The following is a 24,480-nucleotide window of genomic DNA, read 5'->3' on the forward strand; positions in this document are numbered from 1 at the left end:
GTCGGCTCGGCAACCGCGCCGGCCGGAGCGGGCTGAGTCGGGGTGAGGTTTCGGGCCGGGCACAGTGGGCACTGGCCGCTCATGACCGACCAGCGCGGACCACACCTGGACGATTCACTCGGGTTCCTGCTCAACGGCTACGCCTGGCTACCCGCCCTGGCGAGACGCGACGGTCGGTCCACCGTGCGAACCCGCGTGATGGGCCAGCCGGCACTCACCCTGCGCGGGCCCGACGCGGTGCGGTTCTTCTACGACGAGCGGCATGTACGTCGGCACGGCGCCATTCCGGAACCGGTACAGGGAACGTTGTTCGGCCACCGGGCCGTGCACACCCTCGACGGCGCGGACCACCGTCATCGCAAGGCGATGTTCCTGTCCCTGCTCACCGACCCGAGACGCGTCGCCGACCTGGTCGACCACGTCGGCGCTGCCTGGAACGAGGCGATCGCGAACAGCGGCGACGGGCGACGCATCGTGCTCTTCGACGAAGCGAGTCGCGTGATCACTAAGGGCGTCTGTGGCTGGGCCGGGATTCCGGTCGACGACGCGGAGATCGCGCCGGTGGCCCGCGACCTGACCGCCCTGGTCGACGGCTTCGCCACAGTGGGTCCGCGACACTGGCGGGCGCGGCGCGCCCGCGGCCGGCGGGAGGACTGGCTGGCCGGGCTCGTCGAGCAGGTCCGCGCACATGTCGTCACCGCACCCGCGGGCTCCGTCCTCGAAGCGGTCGCCAAGCACCGCGACCGCGACGGCGAGCCCCTGGATCCCAAGCTCGCCGCGGTCGAGCTGCTCAACGTCGTCCGCCCCACCGTCGCGGTGTCCTGGTTCGTGGCGTTCACAGCCCACGCGCTGCACCGCTGGCCCGAGCACCGCGACCGGCTGCGCACCGGCGACGCCGCCTACGCCGTCGCGTTCGCCCACGAGGTACGCCGCTTCTACCCGTTCGCTCCGTTCGTGGGCGGCCGGGCCGTCACCGACCTGACCTGGCAGGGCCAGCACGTCCCCGCCGGATCACTCGTGCTGCTCGACATCTACGGTCAGAACCACGATCCGGAGCTCTGGCCGGACCCGTACCGCTTCGACCCACAGCGATTCGTCGGGCGTGCTCCCGACCCGTACGAGCTCATTCCCCAGGGCGGTGCCGACCGGAGCACCGGGCACCGCTGCCCCGGCGAGGATGTCACAGTGGCACTGCTCGCCGCCTTCGCCGGCTGGTTGGCGCGCCTGGACTACACAGTGCCCGAGCAGGACCTGAGCATTTCGCTGCGCCGCATCCCCGCACTGCCCCGCAGTCGGTTCGTCGTGACCGACGTGCACCTGACCGCCGCGTCGCCGACCTCCGGCCGACCCCGCTGAAGCCGGAACACCTCAAGGTGTGAGATCAGCTTCGTAGGGTAGGGACAGATCACGGGTCAAGACATGTGCCCTCCAACGCCCTTCCTGCCGCGTCTCGTGCGGCAGGGAGGCAGTCGATGGACAGCGGGAGCGCCATGTCAGCACGCCGGATGTCGCCTACACGGTCACGGAGTGCTCGCCGTGCGTCTGGGGCCCGCCCATGCCGGTACCCGCAGCGACGACTGCTGCCGGATGTCCTCGCCGTTGAACATCGACGACCGTTGACCGGGTGGTGCCGGCATGGTGCCACCCCTGACGATGGGCAGCCTTCATGGTCATCACACCTTTCGCCCGCCACGACGCCGTCACCCGCCCAGAGGGGCGGCAACCGCTGACACTGGGCGTGGAAGAGGAATTCCTTCTCATCGACCCGGACAGCGGCGCGAACCTGCCGGTGGCAGATGATGTCGTCGACGCCCTGCCGGCCGCGATGCGCAGCCAGGCGCGACGCGAGCTACGCCGCAGCATGGTGGAGATGGTCACCCCCGTCTGTACAGACCTGACCACCCTCCGGGCCCACCTGCTGCGGCACCGCTGGGCCGTGGGTGACGCCGCGTCAGCGGCCGGGGCGCGGCTGGTGGCGATCGGCGCGACCCCGGTCGCGGAGCCACACCGGGCGGTGCCACCGCAGGAGCGCTACCGGGCGATGGTCGAACGCTACGGCCCCGTCGCCAGCGATCCCGCCGTCTGCGGCTGCCACGTGCACGTCGGCGTGCCGGACCCGGACCTGGCTGTCGAGGTCTGCAACCGGCTGAGGGTGTGGCTGCCGGTGGTGCAGGCGCTGACCGCCAACTCCCCCCTGCACGACGGCCGGGACACTGGCCAGGCGAGCTGGCGGTCGGTGCAGCTGCAACGCTGGCCGGGGGTCGGACCGACGCCCCACTTCGACTCCCGCCGGGACTACGACCGGACGGTCGCCGCGCTCATCTCGGCGCAGCTGATGCTCGATGAGGCGATGGTGTACTGGTACGCGCGCCCCTCGACGACGTACCCGACGGTCGAGGTGCGGGTCAGCGACGTCTGCACCGACGTCGACGACACCGTCCTGGTGGCCGCGCTGGTCCGCGCTCTGGTGGCGACCGCCGTCGCCGAGGCGTACGCCGGGGTGCCGGTGCCCCGGGTCCGTGACTGTGTGGTCGCGGCCGCGCACTGGCACGCCGCACACAGCGGCCTCGACAGCACGCTGACCGACCTGCGGACCGGCGTCGCCCAGCCTGCCTGGGACCTTGTCGGTGACCTGTTCACCACCGTCGAGCCGGCCCTGCGGGAGCACGGAGACCTCGATTTCGTCCGCGCCCAACTGTCCCGACTTCGGCGGGTGGGCAACGGCGCCATCCGGCAGCGTCGCACCCTGCATCGCACGGGAGACCTGCGAGCGGTTCTGCAGGAGGTGGCCGAGCGGACCGTCGCCGGCTGACATCACACCACGCCCCGGTGGGGCGATCCACCAGGTACGAGTGAACACCAGCGGAGGTATCCATGACGCCAGACATCCATGCCTACCTCGACACGCACCGCCGTGATCTTGTCAACGAACTCGTCGGGTGGGTGCGGATCCGGTCAGTGGCCGGGCTCGACGAGCGGCAGGTCGAGGTGCTCCGGTCGGCTAACTGGCTGGCCGGCACCCTGCGCGACCTCGGGTTCCCGGTGGTGCAGGTGTGGGACCGCCAGGGTGCGCCCGCGGTGTACGCCGAGTGGTGCGCCACCCCGGACGCTCCCACCGTGCTGGTCTACAGCCACCACGACGTGCGCGCGGCCAAGGACGAGCAGTGGGAGGAAACTCCCCCGTTCGAGCCTGCCGAGCGCGGCGGGCGCATCTACGGCCGGGGCACCTCCGACGCCAAGGGTCAGATCCTCGCGCACCTGTGGGGCCTGCGGGCGCACCTCGCGGTCGCCGGCCGCACCGTCCCGGCAGTCAATATCAAGTTGCTCATAGAGGGCGAGGAGGAGACCGGCTCGGCAGCGCTGTCAGACCTGCTCGATGAACACCAGCCGACCGCGGACCTGGTGCTGTTCTCCGACACACTGCTGTGGCACCGCGAGCATCCGGCCATCTGCATGGGCCTGCGCGGCATGGTCAGCGCCGAGATCGAGGTGTACGGGCCGTTGCGCGACGTGCACAGCGGGGCGGTCTCCGGTGCGGCGCCGAACCCGGTGATCGAGCTGAGCAAGCTGCTCGCCATGCTGCACGACGACAAGGGGCGCATCACCCTGCCCGGCTTCTACGATGACGTGGTCGAGCCGCCGCAGCGCTTCCGGGACGAGCTCGCCGCACTGCCGTACCGCGATGAGGACTGGCTGGCCCGTTCGGAGACCCGCAGCATCGGCGGCGAGGAGGGCTACAGCGTTCTCGAACGACTCTGGACCCGACCCGCGGCCGAGGTGCTCACCGTGGCCGCTGGCGACGTCACCGGCGTCTCCCGTGCGGCGGTGCCCGCCGTGGCCACCGCCAGCCTGAGCATCCGCACCGTGCCGGACCAGCGGATCGCCGACGTCGCGGACCAGCTGCGCCGATGGGTCGCCGACACCATCAGCGACCGCGTCGAATACCGGCTGACCGTCTCCGAGGAGACCGCGCAGGAGCCGTATCGGACTCCACCAGATCACCCTGCCGTCGCCGTGCTCGCCGAAGCGATGCGCGACGGCTTCGGTCGGCCGGTCGGTCAGATGGCCAACGCCGGCGGTGGGCCTGCCGAGCTGCTGGCCCGCAAACTCGACGCACCGGTGCTGTTCTTCGGCACCGGCCTGCCCGAGGACCGCTGGCACGACAGCGACGAGAGCGTGGCCGTGGACGTTCTGCTGGCCGGAGCCGCCACCCTGGCGCAGTTCTGGTCACGTCTGGCCGGCCCCGACCCCACCGCACCTGCGAACCTGGGCGCGGGCCCGGCCGAACCGCCGCTCACCCAGTCGCCACACCCGCGACATCGGTACCGGGGCAACCGGACCGGACGGTGGACTGACTGATCGGTCCGGCAGCCCTCGGCGGAGTCGATCTCGGATGCGCGGGACAGCGGCGGTGCTGACCCGGTGGGGCCACGAGCGGCACCTAAGGGCCATCGGTTGAGGAACACGGAGCCCAGCGCCGCACCGGGCGGCGCGGCACACGATCGGAGAACGCAGTGTTCCGCCACGACCCGCACCTGCAGTTCCAGGCCAGGCCCGAGAAGCCCGACGCCCTGTTCGCGATGAAACTCCAGGAGATTCTCGGCGGACAGTTCGGCGAGATAACAGTGATGATGCAGTACCTGTGGCAGGGCTGGACCTGCCGGGTGCCCGGCAAGTACAAGGACATGATCATGGACATCGGGACCGAGGAGATCGGCCACGTCGAGATGCTCACCACGATGCTGGCCCGGCTGCTCGAAGGCGCCCCCGCCGAGACCACCGAGAAGGCCGTGGCCGCCAATCCGGTGCTCGCGGCCGTCATCGGGGGCATGAACCCGCAGCACGCGATCGTCGGCGGGGGCGGTCCGTTGCCTCGCGACAGCCAGGGTGTGCCGTGGAACGCCGGCTACATCGTCGCCAGCGGCAATCTGCTCGCCGACTTCCGTTCCAACGTCGCCGCCGAGGCCCAGAGCCGGCTTCAGACCAGCCGGGTGATGGGCATGACGGACGACCCGGGGGTGAAGGAGATGCTGCGGTTCAACCTCGCCCGCGACACCTACCACCAGCAGCAGTGGCTGCTCGGCATCGAGCAGCTCATCGCCGACGGCTACGTCGAGCACGGCATCGAGAACTCCCAGGGCGACCAGGAGAACGCCGACCACAACCACACCTTCTGGAGCTTCGGCACCGACAGCCGCGCCTGTGAGGGCCGGTGGGCGCAGGGCCCCAGCCTCATCGGCGGACCGGACCTGGACTGCATCTCCGAGCCGGTCGCGCTGACCGACGACACTCCCCTGCCGCCACCGCCGGACCCGAAGCTGTTCGTCACGTACGACGGCTCGCAGGGGCCGGGCAAGCCCGGCACCGCCGCCGGCGCCCACCAGCAGGGACTCACCAACGTCGTGAAGAAGGTCAAGGACGCTCTCGAATGACCCGTACCGGCGCAGCCGGAATGAAGGCGCGGACAGGTAGGGCAGCCGGGTCGGATGTTCACAGCGTTTGACCCGGCGGTGGGCACGAATCGCCATACCGTTGGGGGCAGGTCGGCTCCCACGCCCCGGGGCTGGACCGAAGCTGAGCGACCGGTCGGCCACTGGGCGGTGGTCACGAGGGGAGAGATTTCGGTGCCGAGCCAGGTGACCCCGGCCAGCCCGGTAGTGCGTCCGTACCCGGTGGCCGGGGCACCGCTGCTCTGTGACGCGCAGGATCACGGCCTGACCGGCGACGGTACGACCAACGACCAGCCCGCGCTCGCCGCGCTGGTCGACCAGCTGGGCGACGCGTTCGCCGCGGACGGGCGGGCGCGAGTGATCTACTGCCCGCCCGGGGTGTACGCCATCCGGGACGCCGCCACCGTGTGGCGCAGCGGGGTGTCGCTGATGGGCGCGGGGCCCGGTGCCACCCGGTTCGTGCTGAGCAACGAGGGCAACCGGTCCCAGGCGGTACCGCTGGCGTTCTACACGGCGCAGCTGCACGGGGCGAGCCCGGACCGTCATCTCGCCTACTGCACCTTCGCGGACTTCGAGATCGACGGCTCGGGGGTGGCGCAGTCGGCGTACGACCCGCTCGCCAAGGGGCTCGGTTTGCAGTACGTGACCGGCGGGCTGTTCCGGAACCTGTTCATCCACCACACGGCGGCCACCGGCTTCGGCTGTGACTTCCTCCAGGACACCCTGATCCAGGCGGTTCGGGTGCTCGAGTGCGGTCGGATGGACAACGGCATGGAAATGGGCGGTGCCGGCATCGGTATCGGCATCGGCGGATGGGGGGCGATGGAGCGGCTGACCATCGCCAACTGCGTGGCGGTCGGCAACGCGACAAACGGCATCTTCCTGGAGATGCAGCACCCCGATCGCCCTCAGCCCCGCGGGATCAGGATCGTCGGCTGCCACGCCGAGGCCAACCGGTTCGGCATCTCCGACTGGGGCGCCGACGGTCTCATCGTCACCGGGTGCACCATGACCGGAAACCTGGAGGCCGGTTTCCAGGTCTCGGCGAAAGGCACCACCGGCATCCCCGGCAAGGGTGGGCTGCTCACCGACTGCGTCCTGGACGGCAATCTGCGCGACGGGGTCAGCATCGGCAACACCGCCGGCCCCTACACGGTGCGGGGCAACCGGATCACCGGCAACGGCCGCTACGGCTACCACCACCAGGACCTCGGCGCCGGCGACCAGGCCGCCGCCGAGGAGATCGTCATCGAGAGCAACGACATCTGGGGCAACAGTCTCGACGGGATCCGCTTCGACCGGCCACTGACCGACGCCGTCATCATCAACAACCGGATCCGCAACAACGGCCGCCAGTGCGCCGAGGCCGCCGAGGGGGGCGGCGAGTCGGTCCGCTACAGCCGGACCAGCCTGGTCGACCAGCGTGCGAGCTGGCCGGCCGACGGCCACCGCGGCAAGGTGCTACGCGTCGGCCACCGGTACGCCGTCGTGGCCGCCAACGACTCCACCACCCTCACCCTCACCCCGATCCGCCCCGGCAGCGCCAACAGTTGGAGCGCCGACACACCGTCGCCCGGCACCCCGTACGAGCTGCCGGCCGCGCCCACCAGCCGTGCCGGCATCACGATCAACGCCGCCGCCGACTCGGTCACCATCCGGGGCAACCTGATCCGTGACACCAAGTCCCACACCCAGACCCATGGGATCCTGATCACCGATCGGGGTGGCTGCGTCAACTGCCGGGTCGTGGAGAACGATCTCGACGGCAATCAGTTCGCAATCCAGACCGACACTTCCCCCGGGGACGGCTACTGGGAGGGCAACCACGGGGACCAGTGATCTGACGATCCGCACGGGTGGCGCGCGGGTGTGAGCCGGCAGGGGCCGGGTAGACGTTGCACCGACCGCTTCACCGTCACAGGAGGTCCCCATGCCGAGGCCGGTGTCCGACCAGGTCGTCGTGATCGTCGGAGCGTCCACCGGCATCGGCCGGGCCACCGCGCTGGCATTCGCCGCCAAGGGAACCCGCGTGGTCTGTGCCGCCCGGGGCGCCCGCGCACTGGACACGCTCGTCGAGGAGATCCACGCGGCCGGCGGCACCGCGATGTCCATACCCACCGACGTCGTGGACCCGCACGCGGTGCGACGCCTCGCCGCGACGGCCGAGGACACCTACGGGAGGATCGACACCTGGGTGAACGCCGCAGCGGTGAGCGTGTGGGGTCGCGTCGAGGACATCACCGACGAGGAGTTCGACCGCGTCATGCGCGTCAACTTCCTCGGGCAGGTGCACGGCACCCGCGCGGCCCTACCGGCGCTGCGCCGCACCGGTGGTGGCGTCATCGGCGTCTCGTCCGTCGAGGGCGTCCGAGCAGTCCCCCTGCACGGCCCGTACACGGCCAGCAAGTTCGCCCTGCGTGGCTTCTACGACTGCCTGCGGATGGAACTGGCCCAGGAAGGCTCGCCGGTCACCGTCACAACCGTCCTGCCCGCGTCCATCGACACTCCCTTCTTCGAGCACGCCCGCAGCAGGCTCGGTGCCATGGTGAAGCCACCACCACCCGTGTACGCCCCGGAGGTCGTCGCCACCAGCATCGTCCATGCCGCCACCCACCCGCGTCGGGAGATCCCCGTCGGTGGGGCCGCCGTCGGATTCCTCCTCGGCCAACGCCTCTCCCCCGCGCTCACCGACGCTCTGCTGTCCATCCGCCGTCTCGGTGTGGCCACGCTGCGCACCGACCGACCCGACAACGGCACCGACAACGTCGACTCTCCGGTCGACGAACCCGGACAGGTGCACGGCAACCACCCCGGCCGGGTCCTGCGGCACAGCCTCTTCACCTGGTTGATCGGTCGACGTCCCCGCCCCGGCGAACTGCTCGCCGCCACTGCGTCGCGGCTCCGGCGCGGCACCCACCATCCCGCCGTCAACCCCTGAAACGCAGCCCGCCCCACCCGTCGGTGGACGCCAACGGGCGAAGCGAGCAAACGGCGGTGCGGGACCCGCCACCGTTCTACCGTCGAGGCGGGGTGCGCGGACCGGCTCAGGCACGCCCACCATGATCGAGCCACGTCTTCCCGGGGGACCCATGTTCGCCAATTGCGAGGAACTGCTGCGATACCTCAAGAACGAGGACGTGAAGTTCGTCGACGTTCGTTTCTGTGACCTGCCCGGCGTGATGCAGCACTTCAACCTGCCGGTCGAGTCCGTCAACGACGATCTCTTCACCGACGGCCTCGCGTTCGACGGTTCGTCGATCCGCGGTTTCCAGGCGATCCACGAGTCGGACATGCTCCTGCTCCCGGATGTCGCCACCGCGTTCATCGACCCGTTCCGCGCGCAGAAGACTCTCGCGCTGAACTTCTTCATCCACGACCCGTTCACCCGCGAGGCCTACAGCCGCGACCCGCGCAACGTGGCGAAGAAGGCCGAGGCGTACCTGGCGGCCAGCGGCATCGCCGACACCGCCTACTTCGGCGCCGAGGCGGAGTTCTACATCTTCGACTCGATCCGCCACGAGACCTCGGCGCACCAGTCGTTCTACTACATCGACTCGATCGAGGGCGCCTGGAACACCGGCCGCGAAGAGCCGGGCGGCAACCGCGGCTACAAGACCGCCTACAAGGGCGGCTACTTCCCCGTGCCGCCGGTCGACCACTACGCCGACCTGCGTGACTCGATCGTGCGCCGCCTCGTCGACACCGGCTTCAACGTGGAGCGCTCGCACCACGAGGTGGGCACCGCCGGCCAGTCCGAGATCAACTACCGTTTCTCCACCCTGCTGCACGCCGGTGACCAGCTCCAGCTCTTCAAGTACATCGTGAAGAACGAGGCCTGGGCCAACGGCAAGACCGCGACGTTCATGCCCAAGCCGCTCTTCGGCGACAACGGCTCCGGCATGCACACCCACCAGAGCCTCTGGCTCAACGGTGAGCCGCTGTTCTACGACGAGACCGGCTACGCCGGCCTGTCCGACATGGCCCGCTGGTACATCGGTGGCCTGCTGCACCACGCGCCGTCGCTGCTGGCCTTCACCAACCCGACGATCAACTCGTACCGTCGTCTGGTGCCCGGCTTCGAGGCGCCGGTCAACCTGGTCTACTCGCAGCGCAACCGCTCCGCCTGCACCCGCATCCCGGTGACCGGCAGCAACCCGAAGGCCAAGCGCGTCGAGTTCCGCGTCCCGGACCCGTCGGCCAACGTCTACCTGGCCTTCTCGGCCATGATGATGGCCGGCCTCGACGGCATCAAGAGCAAGATCGAGCCGCCGACGCCGATCGACAAGGACCTCTACGACCTCCCGCCGGAGGAGTGGGGCGACGTCAAGCAGGTCCCGGGGTCCCTCGCGCAGGCGTTGGACTCCCTGGCTCACGACCATGACTATCTGCTCGCCGGCGGTGTCTTCGCGCCGGACCTGATCTCCACCTGGGTCGACTGGAAGCGCGCCAACGAGGTCGAACCCATGGCGCTGCGCCCGACCCCGCACGAGTTCGCGCTCTACTTCGACTGCTGAAGGCCCGCGTCCCGGCAGGTCAACCGGCGGTGGTCTCGGCCGCCAGGTGATCCAGGACCGCGAGTACGTCACCATCGGTGCGAGCGATGATCTGCCGCTGTCGGGCCGCGCCGGTGCCCTCGATTCGCAACCGGGCCAGCTGCGCCTCGACGTACGGCAGGTCGCCGTGCCGGGCCAGCGCCGGCGAGACCTTCGCGACCAACTCCTCCACGAGGTCCCACGCCGGTCGCGCGCCGCCGGCCCGCAGATCGATGAGCTGTCCGTCGAGCCCCTCGTGGGCTGCTCGCCAGTGGGCCGCCGCGACCAGGCAGGTGCGTAGTCGAGGTGCGGGGACGCCTGCGCGCACGTCGTCGACCATGGTGGCAACCAGGGCCCTGACCAGGGCTGCGACCAGCACGGCGTCGTCCACGCCGGGGCACACGTCCCCCACCCGGATCTCCACTGTGGGATAGCTGGCCGACGGCCGGGCGTACCAGTAGACCATCGCCGGGTCGAGCATGATTCCCGCGTCGACGAGTTCCGCCACTGTCGTGTCGTAGTCGGCGACGGAGGCGAAGTACGGGGTGGGCCCGATGCTGGGCCACCGCTCCAGTTGCAGTGACCGCCAGCTCGCGTGGCCGGTGTCCGCGCCGTCGTGTAGCGGCGAGTTGACCGTGAGCGCCTGCACGACCGGCAGCCATGGCCGCAGGTGGTTGCAGACCTGCACCGCCAACTCCCGGTCGGGCAGACCCACGTGCACATGGCAGCCGCAGACGGCCGGATCGTGTGCGACGGGGCCGAAGCGGCGCGACATGGCGTGGTAGCGAGGCTCGTCGGGCACCGAACGATGCGGCTCACGCACCGGGGTTGCGCCCACCGCCACCAGTCGCGCCCCGGCCGCCCGCGCCGCGTTGGCTGCCGCACGCCGCAACGCGACCAGGTGCCCTCGTAGTTCGTCCAGGTCAGTGCAGACCGGGGTGACCATCTCCACCATGCTGTGCCGGAACTCCTGCCGATACTGCTCCCGAGCCGTACCCCGTAGCGCGGTTCGCACCTGGTCAGCGACCGGCAGGCTCTCCCCTGTCTGCGGATCCAGCAGCAGGAACTCCTCCTCGACGCCGAGGGTCAGACGCGCCTGCGTGTCCACGGCTGGCGCGGGCGGGGTGGCTGAGTCGTAGGTCATGGTCGGCGTCCCATCCGGGTGGGCGACAGTTGCCGCCGGGAAAGGAGAATTCCCGGTCCCGCCGCTGAGTAACTGACGCTGCCGCAGTGTTCAGAGCATCTGGCGTACGGCCTGCACGGTGGCTTCGACGTCCTCGGTCGAGTTGGCGATGGTGGGGCCGAAGCGCACGTAGGAGGGGTTGTAGGGGCTGCTACTGGCCACCACGTTTTCGGCTGCCAGCGCGGTGACCGCCGTACCGGGGGACAGCCCGGCCAGTTCGCAGCAGATGAGACCGGCGGACAGATCGGCGCTCACCGGTGTCACGACATGCACCCCGGCCATCCCGGCCAAGCTCGCCTTGAGCTGGTACGCCAACTCGCGGGTACGATCCTGCACCCGTTGGGCCCCGATCTGCCGGTGGAACTCGAACGCCTCCGTCAACGCCCACCGGTGCTCGAAGCTGTGGTAGCCGCCGGGCGAGTTGGCGTAGCCGGGTGGCGTCGGTGGCGCGCTGGCGACGCCGGAGCGCCAGTGCTCGATGCCGCGCCAGTCGAACGACGGGATCACCGGGCTGGTCCGCTTCCACGCCCGCTCCGTTCCCCAGACGAAACCGGTGCCCCGGGGACCAAGCAGCCACTTGTGGCAACTTGACACCAGGAAGTCGCAACCCAGTTCGTCGGGGGCAGCGTCCTCGGCGGCAAAGCCGTGCACCCCGTCGAGGCAGAACAGCGCCTGTGGGCTGCGCTCACGGATCACCTCGGCGAGTTGTCGCACAGGCAGCTTCACCCCGCTGCTGGAGTGCACCCAGGTGAGCGCCACCACCCTGGTCCGCTCGGTCAGCGCCGCGGCCAGGTTGCCGACGATCTCGTCGACCGACGTGACGGCCGGGTCACGGTAGAGGCCCACCTTGTGCACCTGCACCCCGTCGCGTTCGGCGCGTAGCTGCAACGACTCGTGGGTGGCGTAGTGGTCGTGGGTGCTGGTCAGCACCTCGTCACCCGGTTTCAGGTGCAGCCCGGCGTAGAGCAGACCGAGGCCCATCGTGGTGGAGTCGGTCAGGGCCAACTGCTCCGTGGTACCGCCGAGATACGCGGCGGCCGCCCGGCGGGTGGCCCCTTCCAGCAGTTCCTCGTTGCTCTGCAGGTAGCCGGTCGGGTCCCGGTCCAGCCCGTCCCGGTGCCGGCCGATCGCGTCCCGCACCGGCGCCGGATGGGTGCTGAACAGGAACGTGGACAGGTCGTGGTGCGAGTCGTCCAGGACGAACTGGGCGCGCACGCTGTCCCAGTCCGACGGGTTGAACGCGCCCACTGGCTGCTGCCCCACACCGGGATCGGAGGTGGTGTTCTGCCTCTCGGTGGCTGAGTTTTCACTTGGCTGCGCCATGATTCGACGGTACGGGGATCGGCAGTGTCGCCACCGTCGTTCCGCTGGATGGGCGAGACCGCGCGGCCGAGCGCAGAGATGTGCGGGTGCCGACCCTAAGAGCAGCTGACCGGACTGCCCGACTCCCGTGCCCTGGTTCACCTGGTCAGGCAGCGACCAACCGGACCACGAACTGGCAGCCCTCGGCGGTGTTGTTCACCTCGACCCGGCCCCTGTGCGCTTCGACAAGCCCACGGACGATGGCCAGGCCAAGCCCTCCGGACGCCCCACCGTCGCCGGGGCTGGGAGTGCGGGCCGGTTCACCACGAAACGCGATGTCGAACAGCTGGGGAAGGTCGTCCGGTGGGATGCCGCCACAGGTGTCGGCAACGGACAGCCAGGCGTGGTCCCCCTCGCGGCCGGCCTCGATGCGGACGGTGCCGTCCTCCGGGGTGTAGCGGACGGCGTTCAGCAACAGGTTCGTCACCACCCGGGCAAGTTCCGGTTCGCTCGCGGCGACCATCGGCCATCCCGACTCGCTGGCGACCAGCTTGATCCGGCGAGCGTCGGCCAACGGGGCGGTGCTGGCCAGCGCGTCCGAGACCACCTCGCCGAGCGGCACCGCAGTCAGCGACAACCGCAGCGCTCCCGCGTTGATCCGGGACAGCTCGAACAGGTCGTCGACGAGCCGGGTCATCCGGTCGGTCTCCAACCGGATCCGCCGGTGGTACTCGTCGACCGTGTCCGTGTCACGCACCACCCGGTCCTCCAGCGCCTCGGCCATGGCCCGCAGCCCGGCGAGCGGCGTACGCAGGTCGTGCGAGACCCACGCGACCAGGTCACGCCGCCCCTTCTCCAGCTGTCGTTCCCGCTCGCGGGCCTGATCCCGCCAGACGGCGGCGAGTGCCAGTCGGCGGCCGAAGTGCCCGCCGACGGCGAGGCTGACCACCGCTGCGGCCGCGACGGTGATCAGCACCACCTCAAGGTCATGTGGGGAGAGGAACATCGCCTCCGCGACCGCCATCACCCCGACGGTGACGGCGACGACCGTGGTGGTGAGCAGCACGCTGAGGTGCACGGTGATCGAGCTGCGCCGAAGCGCACGGAGCAGCACCGCACCGATGAACCCGATGGCAAGTGCCGCGCCGAGAGAGATCGCAAAGATCAGCAGGAGGTCACGCACGGGCGGGCTCGTACCGGTAGCCGACGCCCCAGACGGTCACGATCCGCCGTGGATCGGCCGGGTCGGCCTCGATCTTCTCCCGCAGCCGGCGTACGTGCACTGTCACTGTCGAGTGGTCGCCGAAGTTCCAGCCCCAGACCTGCTCCAGCAGTTCGGCCCGCCCGAACACCTGGGACGGGTGCCGCAGCAGGTGGACGAGCAGGTCGAATTCGCGCAGCGTCAGGGCCAGTTCGGTCCCGCCGAGGCGGGCGGTGCGGGACGCGGGGTGCACCACCAGCTCGCCGTCGGTCAGCGCCTCCGGTCGTTCGGGCGGCGGTTCACTGCCGGCACGACGGAGCACCGAACGGACCCGCAGCACCAACTCCCTGGGGGAGAAGGGCTTGGTCAGGTAGTCGTCGGCGCCGAGTTGCAGCCCGAGGATCCGGTCCGACTCGTCACCGCGCGCGGTCAGCATGATGATCGGTACGCCATCCGGACGGGCTCGCAGCTCCCGACACACCTGCAGGCCGTTGACCCGGGGCAGCATCAGGTCGAGCACGACCAGGTGAGGTGCCTGCCGCTGCACCGCCGCGAGGGCCGCTTCCCCGTCCGCGGCGAGGCTCACCTGGAAGCCGTCGTTCTCCAGGTAACGACGGATGACGTCGCTCACGGTCTGATCGTCGTCGACCACCAGCACGCGCTGTGTCACGAACCTCCCCCGTTCCGGCCCGTCAACTCTTTCCCCGCACGTCCATCGGCCCAGCGTAGCCACGCAGCGTGGTCCGCCCGCACCTGCAAAAGCTTGCGAGGTTCTTACGGCTGCGCGAGCAGGCCCGCGCGGGCTTCCGCGAGGTCATACGGTGACCGGAATGCGGATACTTGTCACCGGTGCGGCCGGATTCATCGGCTCACACGTCGCCGATCTGCTCACCGACCACGGGCACGAGGTGGTGGCCGTCGACGCGCTCCTGCCGGAGGCGCACGGTGCGACATCACCACCCTGGGCCGAGCGGCACGATCTCGTCGTCGGCGACATCCGTGACCTGGGACTACTGACCGGGCTGCTCGCCGGAGTCGACGCGGTGTGCCACCAGGCGGCCATGGTCGGCCACGGCGTCGACCCCGCCGACGCCCCCCGGTACGCCGCGCACAACGACCTCGGCACGGCCACCCTGCTCGCGGCGATGCACGCCACCGGGGTACGCCGCCTCGTGCTGGCCAGTTCGATGGTGGTCTACGGCGAGGGCCGCTACCACTGCCCGACACACGACATCGTCCGGCCCGCCGGCCGCCGCGCCGTCGACCTGGCGGAGGGCCGGTACGAGCCGACCTGCCCCCGCTGTGACCGGGTGCTCTCCCCCGGTCTCGTGCCGGAGGACGCACCGCTGGAACCGCACAGCACGTACGCCGCCACCAAGCTGGCTCAGGAACACCTCGCCGGCGCGTGGGCCCGGCAGACCGGCGGGTCGGTCTGGGCACTGCGCTACCACAACGTCTACGGCCCGCGGATGCCCCGCGACACCCCGTACGCCGGGGTCGCGTCGATCTTCCGGTCGGCGCTGGCCGCCGGGCAACCGCCCCGGGTCCTGGAGGACGGGCGGCAACGGCGCGACTTCGTGCACGTCACCGACGTTGCCGAGGCGAACCTGCTGGCGCTGACAACACCGGCACCGGAACCGCTGGTCCCGGTCAACGTCTGCTCGGGTGAGCCGCACACCGTCGGTGAGCTGGCCCTCGAGTTGGCCAGCGCGATGGGCGGGCCGGTGCCTGTCACGGTCGGGGGCGGGCGTACGGCGGACGTGCGGCACGTGGTGGCCGATCCGGGCCGCGCGACACGGTTGCTCGGTTTCACGGCCCGGACCGGTTTCGCCGCTGGCGTCGCCGACTTCACCACTGCGGTGATGCGGGCACCGGCGACGGTCAGGACACCGTCCACAGCAGGTGGTTGACGGCGAGCGCGGTCGCGGCCTGGGCCGCCAGCCACCACCGTCGGTGGCTGGCGGGCAGATGCGCGGTGGCGACCAGCAGCCAGACAGTGAACGGTAACCAGATGCGCTCCACCTCGGCCTTGCTCAGAGCGGACAGGTCCGCCGCGAGCACGGCCACCGCCGCCGCGATGGGCAACCACACAGTGGGTCCGGCGCTGGCGAAACGCTGCCGGAGCGTCGCCGCGAGCGGACGGCCCGGCCCTCGGATCGCTAGGGCGGCCACCGCCCGCCGCACCGCTGGCCCGGCCACCGGGCCGGCCGAGAGCAGCAGAGCGGCCAGGTTCGCCCAGACCCAGTAACCGAAGGGACGTTCCGCCGCCCAGCCCTGGTAGTAACGACGTGCCACCAGGTGGTAGCCGTCCAGCCACCAGAACCCGGCCAGGGTGAACACGGCGACAACCGCCGCGACGGCCGCCGCCGCGAGCAGGAACACGCCCAGGCGCTCCCGGGCCCGGAGCAGCACCACGGTCACGGCGAGCACCCCGACCAGGACGAACCCGTACGACAGGTAGAGCGCGAGACCGAGCAGCAGCCCGCCGGGTACGGCCCCGGCCCGACCACCCACCGCCAGCAGCGCCAGCCCGGCCGCGACCACCGCGGCGAAGATCCCGTCCGCGGACGCGCCCACCCAGACCGCCCCCGGGAAGAGAATCAGGAACGGCCACACCGCCCGAGCCGCGTCCTCGGCGCCGAGCGCCCGCAACGTCACCGGAACCGACACCGAGACAGTGGCTCCGAGCAGCACACAGGCGAGCCCCGCGGCAGCCCCGCCGCCCAGACCGATCCGCTCCAACCCCACGAAGAACAGCAACGCACCCGGTGGATGACCAGCGGTGTGCGTGGACCACGAATCGGGCTGGAAGTCGAGGATACGGGCGGCGAAGCCGGACAACATCGTGGCGACGTCCGTCACCCGGGGCACCTCATGCAGGTACTCGGCCTGCACGGTGAGCCGCTCGGTCAACCCGGCGGACCAGCCGTCCACCAGGGCCAGCGACAGTGTCCAGAGCACCGAGGCGAGGTATCCGACCGCCAGCAGCCACGGCCACCGCGTGTCGGTCGCCCAGCGCACGCCGCGCCAGACGACCAGTGCCGCGACGAGAAGCGCGACGGGGGTGCCCACACCCAGATGAGGCTGCCAACTGGCGTAGAGCGGAGCGGCGTCAGCGTGCAGCCGCACACCCCGATGGTTGAGCAGTGCCCCGACGGTGACGGCGGCGGCGAGCAGCGCCACCTCGGCACCGAGGACGATCAGGTCGGCGCGCCGGGATCGTCCCGGCCGGGTCATCGTGGTCATGGTGACGGCCGACGATACGACCTCCGACCAGGGATCCGACGGCTCGACGATGAGACGTCAGGGACTCGTAAGACCCGTTGCCGCGTAAGCGATTCGTAAGGCGGCACGGCGGTCGGATCGGCGCGTGGCGGGCCTAGCGTCGCCGGTATGCACACAACGATCGACGTGGTGCTGCCGTGTCTGGACGAGGCGGCCGCACTGCCTGCCGTACTGAGCGGGCTACCGCCGGGCTACCGCGCTCTGGTGGTCGACAACGGCTCCACAGATGGTTCGCCGGTCATCGCCGCCGAGTACGGCGCCCGGGTCGTGCACGAGCCGAGACGCGGGTACGGCGCGGCAGTGCACACCGGCCTGCTGGCGGCGGACGCGGATCTGGTCTGCGTCCTCGACGCGGACGGCTCGTTCGATCCAGCCGAGCTGCCCAGGCTCGTCGCGGCGGTGCTCGACGGTCGGGCGGATCTCGCCGTCGGGCGGCGGCGACCGGTCTCGGCGGACGCCTGGCCGTGGCATGCCCGTGCCGGCAACGCGCTGGTCGCGGCGCTGCTACGACGCCGTGGCGTGCCGGTGTACGACATCAGCCCGATCCGGGTGGCCCGTCAGGCGGCGTTGCTGCAACTCGGTGTCAACGACCGGGCGTTCGGCTATCCCCTGGAACTGCTGCTCCGCGCGGCCGGGGCGGGCTGGCGGATCGTCGAGCTGGACGTCGCGTACGCACCCCGGGCCGCCGGCACCAGGTCGAAGGTCTCCGGGTCGGTCCGGGGCACCGTGCGGGCGGCCCGGGACTTCGCCGGAGTGCTGCGCGCCGGCATCGGAGGTGGGAGATGAATGTCCTGCTCCTGGTCGCGAAGGCGCCGGTCCCGGGGCTGGCCAAGACGCGGCTCTGCCCGCCCGCTGATCCCGCACAGGCCGCCCGGATCGCGGCGGCGGCGCTGCTGGACACCCTGGCGGCGGTGCGCGCCACCGCGTCGACCATTCCCGTGCTGGCCCACACCGGTCGGTTCGCCGACGCTGAGTCCGGCGCGGAGCTGACCGCCGCGCTGACGGGTTGGCACCTGATCCCGCAGCGCGGCGACACGTTCGCCGACCGCCTCGCCAACGCCCACGCCGACACCGGTACGGCCTTCCCCGGCCGACCGGTGCTGCAGATCGGCATGGACACCCCGCAGGTCACGCCGGGCCTGCTCACCGCCGCGCTGGAGCGACTCGCCGAGCACGAGGCGGTGTTCGGACCAGCACTCGACGGTGGCTGGTGGGCACTCGGGTTACGCGATCCGGCGTACGCGAGCGTGCTGCGTGACGTACCCATGTCGACCGCCGACACCGGTCGACGCACCCTCGCCGCTCTTCGCGAGCGCGGCGTACACCCGGCGATCCTGCCCGTCCTGCGGGATGTCGACGACTGGCCGACGGCGCTGGCGGTCGCGGCCGACCTGCCCGGCACCCGGTTCGCGGACGCCGTGGCGTCGGTAGGCGGCCAACTGGTGAGCGGACGCCTCCGGTGAGGTCGACGATCAGTCTCGACGGTTTCGACGTGGTGCTGGGCAGGCTCGACGCGTGGGCCGCCGATCAGGACGATTCCGGTACGCCGGCCGCCGCGTTGTCCCCACCGCAACGCGAACACTGGCTGGTGCACGCCGACGGGCGACGTGACCTGCTGCCGGTACGCCGCTGGCACGGCCCACCCGAGCCAGCCATCGAGTCCGTCGCCGCCCGGTGTACCGGCCCCACGATCGACCTCGGCTGCGGCCCCGGCCGGCTGACCATGGCACTCGCCCAACGAGGCCTCGTCGCACTGGGGGTGGACATCTCCGCCGAGGCGGTACGCCTGACCCGGGGCCGGGGTGTGGTCGCCCTGCGACGTGACGTCTTCGAACCACTTCCCGGCGAGGGGCGGTGGGCACACGCCCTGCTCGTCGATGGCAACATCGGCATCGGCGGCGACCCGGTCCGACTGCTGCGCCGGTGCGGCGACCTGATCGCGGCCGACGGGACGCTGGTGGTCGAGGTGGACCCTCCCGGCGCCGGCCTGTGGCAGGGACAGGCGTACGTCCTGTCCTGCTCGCGCCGAGGATCGGCGTTCAGCTGGGCACGCGTCGGGGTGGAGGCGATGGACCGCACCGCGGCCGCCGCTGGCATGCGGGTCGTCGACGGTTTCCGGTCCGGCCCGCGCTGGTTCACCGAGTTGGCGCGCCGATGAAGCACAAGCCACGCGTTCCCATCCCGGAGGACTTTCCGGCGCCGTCACACTCGCCACTGGTCGCCGCCCGGCTCGGCCTCTGGCTCGGGGTGGCGTTCGGGCTGTGCTTCGTCACCGGACTGCTCAGCCACTACATCCAGCACCCGCCGGGCTGGTTCACCTGGCCGACCCGACCGGTCAACCTCTACCGGGTCACCCAGGGCGTCCACGTGCTCTCCGGGATCGCGGCGATCCCGTTGCTGCTCGGCAAACTGTGGAGCGTCTACCCCCGGCTGTTCGTCCGTCCGCCCCTGCGCCAGCCGATCCGGTTGTCCGCGCACGTCCTCGAACGGATCTCCGTCCTGGTGCTGGTCTGCGCCGCGTTCTTCGAACTGGTCACGGGCCTGTTCAATGTGGCGCAGTCGTACCCGTGGGGATTCTTCTTTCCGACGGCGCACTACGCGGTCGCCTGGCTGGTGGTGGGCGCGTTGCTGCTGCACATCGCCGTGAAGCTCCCGGTCGCCCGCGCGGCGCTGCGAACGCCACTGCGGCGGGAGGAGGCGGGTGAGGCTGCGTCCACCGGGCGCGACGATCGAGACTCGTCCGGACGGCGCGCGTTCCTGCGTACCTCGGCAGGCGTCGCAGGCGTCGCCGTGCTGGCCACCGCCGGGGTCACAGTGCCGTGGCTGCGTCGAGTGTCCCCGCTGGCCTGGCGTTCCGCGTCCGGACCGCAGGGCGTACCGATCAACCGTACGGCGGCGGCAGCCCGCATCGTCGTTCCACCGGACTGGCGGCTGGAGATCGTCTGGCCGGGCGGCCGGGGCACCCTGTCCCTGGCCGAGCTGACCGCCCTGCCACAACGCACCGCGGAACTGCCGATCGCCTGCGTCGAGGGCTGGAGCGTCTCCGCCAACTGGACCGGCGTGCCCGTCGTCCAGCTACTCCGACGGGCCGGGGCGCCGACCGGCCGACCGGTTCGGGTCTCCTCGCTGGAGACCGACGGCCTCTACGCGGCAAGCACGCTCCCGGCGGCCCATGCCGGCGACCCGCTGACCCTGCTCGCACTGAGGGTCAACGGCGAAGAACTGTCCGCCGACCACGGTTACCCCTGCCGTCTCATCGCTCCGAGCCGGCCGGGCGTCCTCCAGACCAAGTGGGTGGCCCGACTGGAGGTGCTGCGGTGAGAGCCATCCGCCTGTTCCTGGTCGCACTCGGTGCCGCGGCGGCGGCGTACGGCTGTTGGCTGCTCCTCCCCCAGCTCGGCACCACAGTGCCCTGGTTGATCGGCGGCCCGGTGCTGCACGACCTCCTGGTGGCACCGCTGGTCGGGCTGGTCGGGCTGGCGCTGGGCCGACTGGTGACAGACCAGCCACGACGGGCCTGGATCACCGCGGGCCTGCTGGCCAGCGCCACATTGCTGCTGATCGCGGTGCCACTGCTGTGGCGACCGCCCTCGGCACCTCCGAACCCGGGCCTGCCGGACCGCGACCATCCGCTGGGCCTCGCTGCCGGGCTGGCCGTCATCTGGGCCGTCACCGCTGTCGCTCTGGTGGTCGGCACGGTCAGCCGCCGCGTCAGGGACCGACGAGCCGACCGTCAGTGAGTGGGTCCCACACGCGCTTCCTTCCACTCCGCTCCGAGGAGGAGTTCGCATGTCAGAAGGACCAGTCCCCACTACCGACCGACCACCCATCGGCGTGATCGGCGGATCCGGCTTCTACGATTTTCTCGACGACGTCACCGACCTCACCGTCGACACCCCGTACGGACCGCCAAGCGACGGGCTGTCCATCGGGAGACTCGCCGGGCGCCCGGTGGCGTTCCTGCCCCGCCACGGGCGGCGTCACACCCTTGCGCCGCACCGCATCAACTACCGGGCCAACCTGTGGGCGCTGCGAGCGGTCGGCGTCCGTCAGGTGCTCGCAGCGGGCGCCGTGGGCGGACTGCGACCGGATCTGGGCCCCGGGACCCTCGTCGTACCGGACCAACTGGTCGACCGGACCAACGGCCGCGAGCAGACCTACCACGACGGAACGCCCGGCGCCGACGGGCAACTGCCCGGGGTGTTCCATGCTCCGTTCGCCGACCCCTACTGTCCGGTCGGACGCGCCACGGTCCTCGACGCCGCCCGCTCCGCCGACTGGCAGCCGGTCGACGGCGGCACCATGGTCGTCATCGAGGGGCCCCGGTTCTCCACCCGCGCCGAGTCACGCTGGTACGGCCGAGAGGGCTGGTCGGTCGTCGGCATGACCGGCCACCCCGAAGCGGTTCTGGCACGCGAACTGGCACTGTGTTACACCGCGCTGTCACTGGTGACCGACCTCGACTCGGGCGTCGAGGTCGGTCACGGCGTGACCCAGCAGGAGGTGTTCGCGGTCTTCGCACGAAACGTCGATCGCCTGCGCGGCCTGCTCAGCGAGGCGGTGACGACGTTGCCGGAGGGCCAGGACGACTGCCCCTGTGACTGGAGCCCGGCGGGCACAGAGAACGGCACCACCGATGGCGCTCGGCATGACTAGTGTTTCGGTATGGCACAACGACTCGTCAGCGTGTGGCAACCGTTCTTCCTCGTCAGCGAAAGTCGGGGTGCGGCCATCGATGCGGCGACCGAGCTGGAGGAGCTCGGCTATGCACGGCTCTGGTTCTCGGGCGGTTTCGGGGAGAACGTCGCCCCCCGCTTCCGGGAGATCCTGGACGGGACCACCCGCATCGGGGTCGCGTCGGGGATCGTGAGCATCTGGCACTCGTCGCCCCCTGAGGTGGCGGCATTCGCGCAGGACGCGGAGCGGGCCCATCCCGGCCGGTTCCTGCTCGGCCTCGGCGCCAGTCACGCTGTGCTGCTGGAAGGCAGTGGCACCGCCTACCGCAAGCCGTATTCGAAGATGGTGGACTACCTCGACGGTCTTGACGCTGCCGGGCTCCCTCCGGAGCGGCGGATCCTGGCCGCACTCGGCCCGCGGATGCTTGAGCTGTCCCGCGACCGTTCAGCCGGGGCGCACCCGTACTTCGTCCCTGCCGAACACACCGCAGAGGCCCGCGCGGCACTCGGGCCAGACCGGCTGCTCGCTCCCGAGGTCGCGGTGGTCCTCGATGCAGACCCCACCACCGCGCGCGCCACGGCCCGGCAGTACACGAGCGGATATCTCGCCCTGCCGAACTACACCAACAACCTGCGGCGATTCGGCTGGACCGACGAGGACTTCGCCAGCGGCGGCAGCGACCGACTCGTCGACACCCTGATCCCCTGGGGCACGGCCGAGCAGGTCGCGGCCGGGCTGGAAAAGCACTATCAGGCTGGCGCGGACGAGGTGGCGGTCCAGGTGCTCAACGGCGGTGACGCCACGGCGTTCCCCGCCGACGCGTTCCGCGCTCTCGCCGCGATCCTGATCTGACCTTCCACAGAAGGCCCACCTCCGGTGTGAGGTGAGGGGGTGGTGACAGCAGAGGCAGCGGGAGCCTTCCGCCGGACGGCGCTCGAGCGAGCAGATCAGCAGGTCGCCTGGGCGCGGGCTGACCAGGCCTTCTTCGCTGCCGGAGCGTGTCACATCCTCGCCTGGGCCTGTCGAGACGCATACCTGGCCCGGTCGATCGACGTGGCGGCGGTGCGTCTGGCGGGCGACACGCAGATCTTCCACGCCTACGCGAGCTGGAATGGTTGGGCGTTCGACCATTCGGGGTGGAATCCGGAGCCGCAACTGTTGGCCGTCAACGCCGACTTCGAGGGCCATCCGCTGGAGCGCGTCGGGATCACGGTCGATCTCGCTGAATTCTGTGCGGAGCACCACCACCGGATGCCGGACCAGTTCTGGCGCGACCCAGTGCCCCGTGCTCGCCGATATGTTGGCCGGTTCACCCCGCCCTGGGCGTAGCGCCGGTCGGGCTCAGGCCGAACCACTCGGAGTGCTCGGAGAAGGTGAGTTCCTTCAGCGCCTGCCGCATGCGGCCATTCCAGGTAAGGACGGCCGGCCGCAGAGGCAAGATCACCACTCATTCGATAGGCACCCTAGGATCGGGCGGTATGACGTCAGCCCCTGCCGCCACAGCCTTCGACTCGCTGCGCCTCGACGCCGTACCCGACCAGGAGGCGCTTCGCCGGGTCTACGAACTCCCCAGTGACGCGGCCGTGCGAAAGCAGATGACCGATCTCACCGAGCAGACCCGGCGGCTGATCGCCTGCTCGTCGCTGGTCCTGGTGGCCAGCGTGGACGCCGAGGGCAACTGCGACGTCACCCCGCGCGGCGGCCCCGCCGGGTTCGTCGCCGTCCTGGACGCACGGACGGTGGCGATACCGGACGCCACCGGCAACAAGCGTCTGGACACCCTGCAGAACATCATCGCCACCGGGCGGGCCGGGCTGATGTTCGTCATCCCTGGGCGCACCACGACGCTCAGGGTGAACGGCCGGGCCTGCGTCTCCACCCGCCCGGAGCTGCTGTCGCAGCTGACCGCCGTGGGCAAGCCACCGGCCAGCGCGCTGGTGCTGGGGATCGAGGAGGTCTACCCGCACTGTCCCAAGGCGCTGCTGCGCAGCGGGGCCTGGAAGCCGGAGCAGTGGCTGCCGGCGGACGCCCAGCCGACCTCGGCCGAGGTGACGCTGGCGCAACTGCGGATGCCGGAGCTGACCATCGCCGACATCGAGAAGACGGAGGCGGACTCGCTGAAGTACCGGTACGAGTGATGGGACAAGCGTCTCAGGCCGATCGTGTGTGACCGTTCGCGGACTTCTTCGCGTACCCGCTCATCGGTCAGCGGCGCACCCGGTAGCGCAGGTGGAGCACCCGGTCGCCCGGAATCACCGCGTCAGGTTCCTCCAACAGGTGCTGTGCGTCGACCGACCCGAAGTAGCGCTTGCCGGACCCGAACACGACGGGTACGACGTCCATGCGCACCTCGTCGACCAGGCCCGCGGCAAGCACCTGTCCACCGACGTCGCCAGCGGCGACCTCGACGATGCGGTCACCCGCAAGCTCCTGCGCCCTGGCCACGGCTGCCTCGACGCCGTCGACGAAGTGAAACGGCGCCTCGGGGTCCCAGCCCTCGGGCTGCGGCCGGTGCGTCACGACGACCACGTGGTCGATCCCGCTCGGAGGCTTCCCGTCCCAGCCGTCCGTCATGTCGAAGACGTGGCGGCCGGCGATCGTCGCCCCGATCTGGTCCCAGTAGGACCGGATGTAGTCGTAGGACGCCTGTGACACCTTCAACGCGCCGCTCTCGTCCAACGGCACGTCACCGCTGAGCAACCAGTCGAACAGCGGTCCGGGCTGGTCGTTGTCGTCGGCGATGAAGCCGTCCACCGACACTGAGCTGTACATGACCACTTTGCCCATGGGCGCTCCTCTGATTGGGGATGCCCTCAGGTTAGAGTCTCGTGAGCTGCCGTTCTTGTAAGA

23 protein-coding genes are annotated in these 24,480 nt (G+C 70.6%); 17 read left to right on the top strand and 6 right to left on the bottom strand.

Annotated elements, in window-relative coordinates; all coding sequences use genetic code 11:
- Window positions 1-81: 81 nt before the first annotated feature.
- From CLT68_RS26465 to glnA, 7 genes are all read left to right on the top strand, one after another.
- Window positions 82-1,356, top strand: coding sequence for a cytochrome P450 (locus tag CLT68_RS26465; RefSeq protein WP_099854990.1), 1,275 nt, complete (start codon window positions 82-84; stop codon window positions 1,354-1,356).
- Window positions 1,357-1,666: 310 nt separating this feature from the next.
- On the top strand, window positions 1,667-2,812 hold the full coding sequence (locus CLT68_RS26470; protein ID WP_099854992.1) for a glutamate--cysteine ligase: 1,146 nt from the start codon (window positions 1,667-1,669) through the stop codon (window positions 2,810-2,812).
- Between the two features lie 62 nt (window positions 2,813-2,874).
- Window positions 2,875-4,359: a M20/M25/M40 family metallo-hydrolase gene (locus tag CLT68_RS26475; RefSeq protein WP_099854994.1), complete on the top strand. Its 1,485-nt coding sequence runs from the start codon at window positions 2,875-2,877 to the stop codon at window positions 4,357-4,359.
- 155 nt (window positions 4,360-4,514) lie between these two features.
- On the top strand, window positions 4,515-5,432 hold the full coding sequence (locus CLT68_RS26480) for a manganese catalase (protein WP_099854996.1): 918 nt from the start codon (window positions 4,515-4,517) through the stop codon (window positions 5,430-5,432).
- A 192-nt stretch (window positions 5,433-5,624) separates the two neighbouring features.
- Window positions 5,625-7,289, top strand: coding sequence for a right-handed parallel beta-helix repeat-containing protein (locus CLT68_RS26485; protein ID WP_099854997.1), 1,665 nt, complete (start codon window positions 5,625-5,627; stop codon window positions 7,287-7,289).
- Between the two features lie 91 nt (window positions 7,290-7,380).
- Window positions 7,381-8,388: an SDR family oxidoreductase gene (locus CLT68_RS26490; RefSeq protein WP_099854999.1), complete on the top strand. Its 1,008-nt coding sequence runs from the start codon at window positions 7,381-7,383 to the stop codon at window positions 8,386-8,388.
- Window positions 8,389-8,539: 151 nt separating this feature from the next.
- Window positions 8,540-9,964 carry a type I glutamate--ammonia ligase gene (glnA, locus tag CLT68_RS26495; RefSeq protein WP_099855001.1) on the top strand — a complete coding sequence of 475 codons (1,425 nt, stop codon included), beginning with the start codon at window positions 8,540-8,542 and terminating at the stop codon, window positions 9,962-9,964.
- Between the two features lie 19 nt (window positions 9,965-9,983).
- Here the strand turns inward: glnA and CLT68_RS26500 are convergent, their stop codons facing one another.
- The 4 genes from CLT68_RS26500 to CLT68_RS26515 all read right to left on the bottom strand — a co-directional run bounded on the left by CLT68_RS26500 (window position 9,984) and on the right by CLT68_RS26515 (window position 14,338).
- Window positions 9,984-11,126: a glutamate--cysteine ligase gene (locus tag CLT68_RS26500; protein WP_099855003.1), complete on the bottom strand. Its 1,143-nt coding sequence runs from the start codon at window positions 11,124-11,126 to the stop codon at window positions 9,984-9,986.
- A gap of 90 nt (window positions 11,127-11,216) precedes the next feature.
- Window positions 11,217-12,488: an aminotransferase class V-fold PLP-dependent enzyme gene (locus tag CLT68_RS26505; RefSeq protein ID WP_099855005.1), complete on the bottom strand. Its 1,272-nt coding sequence runs from the start codon at window positions 12,486-12,488 to the stop codon at window positions 11,217-11,219.
- Window positions 12,489-12,633: 145 nt separating this feature from the next.
- Window positions 12,634-13,650 (bottom strand): sensor histidine kinase, encoded by a 1,017-nt coding sequence (locus CLT68_RS26510; protein WP_099855007.1) that lies wholly within the window; start codon window positions 13,648-13,650, stop codon window positions 12,634-12,636.
- Window positions 13,643-14,338 carry a response regulator transcription factor gene (locus CLT68_RS26515; protein ID WP_099855009.1) on the bottom strand — a complete coding sequence of 232 codons (696 nt, stop codon included), beginning with the start codon at window positions 14,336-14,338 and terminating at the stop codon, window positions 13,643-13,645. The genes CLT68_RS26510 and CLT68_RS26515 overlap by 8 nt, the downstream gene beginning before the upstream one ends.
- A gap of 160 nt (window positions 14,339-14,498) precedes the next feature.
- Here CLT68_RS26515 and CLT68_RS26520 point away from each other — a divergent pair, with 160 nt between their 5' ends.
- Entirely contained in the window at window positions 14,499-15,578 is a 1,080-nt protein-coding gene (locus CLT68_RS26520; RefSeq protein WP_099855011.1) for an NAD-dependent epimerase/dehydratase family protein, read from the top strand.
- Here CLT68_RS26520 and CLT68_RS26525 read toward each other — a convergent pair.
- Complete coding sequence (locus CLT68_RS26525; RefSeq protein ID WP_099855013.1) at window positions 15,550-16,914, bottom strand: hypothetical protein; 1,365 nt, start codon at window positions 16,912-16,914, stop codon at window positions 15,550-15,552. The two genes, CLT68_RS26520 and CLT68_RS26525, sit on opposite strands and share 29 nt — an antisense overlap.
- A gap of 147 nt (window positions 16,915-17,061) precedes the next feature.
- Here CLT68_RS26525 and CLT68_RS26530 point away from each other — a divergent pair, with 147 nt between their 5' ends.
- From CLT68_RS26530 to CLT68_RS26570, 9 genes are all read left to right on the top strand, one after another.
- On the top strand, window positions 17,062-17,739 hold the full coding sequence (locus tag CLT68_RS26530; RefSeq protein ID WP_099855014.1) for a glycosyltransferase family 2 protein: 678 nt from the start codon (window positions 17,062-17,064) through the stop codon (window positions 17,737-17,739).
- Window positions 17,736-18,416, top strand: coding sequence for a DUF2064 domain-containing protein (locus CLT68_RS26535; RefSeq protein WP_099855016.1), 681 nt, complete (start codon window positions 17,736-17,738; stop codon window positions 18,414-18,416). The genes CLT68_RS26530 and CLT68_RS26535 overlap by 4 nt, the downstream gene beginning before the upstream one ends.
- Window positions 18,413-19,111 (top strand): class I SAM-dependent methyltransferase, encoded by a 699-nt coding sequence (locus tag CLT68_RS26540; RefSeq protein ID WP_486482330.1) that lies wholly within the window; start codon window positions 18,413-18,415, stop codon window positions 19,109-19,111. Before CLT68_RS26535 ends, CLT68_RS26540 begins: the two co-directional genes overlap by 4 nt.
- On the top strand, window positions 19,108-20,274 hold the full coding sequence (locus CLT68_RS26545; RefSeq protein WP_099855018.1) for a molybdopterin-dependent oxidoreductase: 1,167 nt from the start codon (window positions 19,108-19,110) through the stop codon (window positions 20,272-20,274). Before CLT68_RS26540 ends, CLT68_RS26545 begins: the two co-directional genes overlap by 4 nt.
- Entirely contained in the window at window positions 20,271-20,693 is a 423-nt protein-coding gene (locus CLT68_RS26550; RefSeq protein WP_099855020.1) for a hypothetical protein, read from the top strand. Before CLT68_RS26545 ends, CLT68_RS26550 begins: the two co-directional genes overlap by 4 nt.
- Window positions 20,694-20,742: 49 nt before the next feature.
- The gene (locus tag CLT68_RS26555; protein WP_099855022.1) at window positions 20,743-21,609 is read left to right on the top strand and encodes an S-methyl-5'-thioadenosine phosphorylase; all 867 of its coding nucleotides are present in this window, start codon (window positions 20,743-20,745) and stop codon (window positions 21,607-21,609) included.
- 9 nt (window positions 21,610-21,618) lie between these two features.
- Window positions 21,619-22,482, top strand: coding sequence for an LLM class F420-dependent oxidoreductase (locus tag CLT68_RS26560; RefSeq protein WP_099855024.1), 864 nt, complete (start codon window positions 21,619-21,621; stop codon window positions 22,480-22,482).
- Window positions 22,483-22,524: 42 nt separating this feature from the next.
- Window positions 22,525-22,959, top strand: coding sequence for a hypothetical protein (locus CLT68_RS26565; protein WP_099857678.1), 435 nt, complete (start codon window positions 22,525-22,527; stop codon window positions 22,957-22,959).
- A 149-nt stretch (window positions 22,960-23,108) separates the two neighbouring features.
- Window positions 23,109-23,768: an MSMEG_1061 family FMN-dependent PPOX-type flavoprotein gene (locus CLT68_RS26570; RefSeq protein WP_099855026.1), complete on the top strand. Its 660-nt coding sequence runs from the start codon at window positions 23,109-23,111 to the stop codon at window positions 23,766-23,768.
- A 67-nt stretch (window positions 23,769-23,835) separates the two neighbouring features.
- Here CLT68_RS26570 and CLT68_RS26575 read toward each other — a convergent pair whose 3' ends face one another.
- The gene (locus tag CLT68_RS26575; protein ID WP_099855027.1) at window positions 23,836-24,417 is read right to left on the bottom strand and encodes a dihydrofolate reductase family protein; all 582 of its coding nucleotides are present in this window, start codon (window positions 24,415-24,417) and stop codon (window positions 23,836-23,838) included.
- Window positions 24,418-24,480: the final 63 nt, after the last annotated feature.

Source organism: Micromonospora sp. CNZ299 (assembly GCF_002754415.1).

Excerpts from the sequence above, each read along its gene's own strand:
- CLT68_RS26465 (WP_099854990.1), top strand. The coding sequence starts at position 82 with ATGACCGACCAGCGCGGACCACACCTGGACGATTCACTCGGGTTCCTG.
- CLT68_RS26470 (WP_099854992.1), top strand. The coding sequence starts at position 1,667 with ATGGTCATCACACCTTTCGCCCGCCACGACGCCGTCACCCGCCCAGAG.
- CLT68_RS26475 (WP_099854994.1), top strand. The coding sequence starts at position 2,875 with ATGACGCCAGACATCCATGCCTACCTCGACACGCACCGCCGTGATCTT.
- CLT68_RS26490 (WP_099854999.1), top strand. The coding sequence starts at position 7,381 with ATGCCGAGGCCGGTGTCCGACCAGGTCGTCGTGATCGTCGGAGCGTCC.
- glnA (WP_099855001.1), top strand. The coding sequence starts at position 8,540 with ATGTTCGCCAATTGCGAGGAACTGCTGCGATACCTCAAGAACGAGGAC.
- CLT68_RS26500 (WP_099855003.1), bottom strand. The coding sequence starts at position 11,126 with ATGACCTACGACTCAGCCACCCCGCCCGCGCCAGCCGTGGACACGCAG.
- CLT68_RS26505 (WP_099855005.1), bottom strand. The coding sequence starts at position 12,488 with ATGGCGCAGCCAAGTGAAAACTCAGCCACCGAGAGGCAGAACACCACC.
- CLT68_RS26520 (WP_099855011.1), top strand. The coding sequence starts at position 14,499 with ATGCGGATACTTGTCACCGGTGCGGCCGGATTCATCGGCTCACACGTC.
- CLT68_RS26525 (WP_099855013.1), bottom strand. The coding sequence starts at position 16,914 with ATGACCACGATGACCCGGCCGGGACGATCCCGGCGCGCCGACCTGATC.
- CLT68_RS26530 (WP_099855014.1), top strand. The coding sequence starts at position 17,062 with ATGCACACAACGATCGACGTGGTGCTGCCGTGTCTGGACGAGGCGGCC.
- CLT68_RS26535 (WP_099855016.1), top strand. The coding sequence starts at position 17,736 with ATGAATGTCCTGCTCCTGGTCGCGAAGGCGCCGGTCCCGGGGCTGGCC.
- CLT68_RS26545 (WP_099855018.1), top strand. The coding sequence starts at position 19,108 with ATGAAGCACAAGCCACGCGTTCCCATCCCGGAGGACTTTCCGGCGCCG.
- CLT68_RS26555 (WP_099855022.1), top strand. The coding sequence starts at position 20,743 with ATGTCAGAAGGACCAGTCCCCACTACCGACCGACCACCCATCGGCGTG.
- CLT68_RS26560 (WP_099855024.1), top strand. The coding sequence starts at position 21,619 with ATGGCACAACGACTCGTCAGCGTGTGGCAACCGTTCTTCCTCGTCAGC.
- CLT68_RS26570 (WP_099855026.1), top strand. The coding sequence starts at position 23,109 with ATGACGTCAGCCCCTGCCGCCACAGCCTTCGACTCGCTGCGCCTCGAC.
- CLT68_RS26575 (WP_099855027.1), bottom strand. The coding sequence starts at position 24,417 with ATGGGCAAAGTGGTCATGTACAGCTCAGTGTCGGTGGACGGCTTCATC.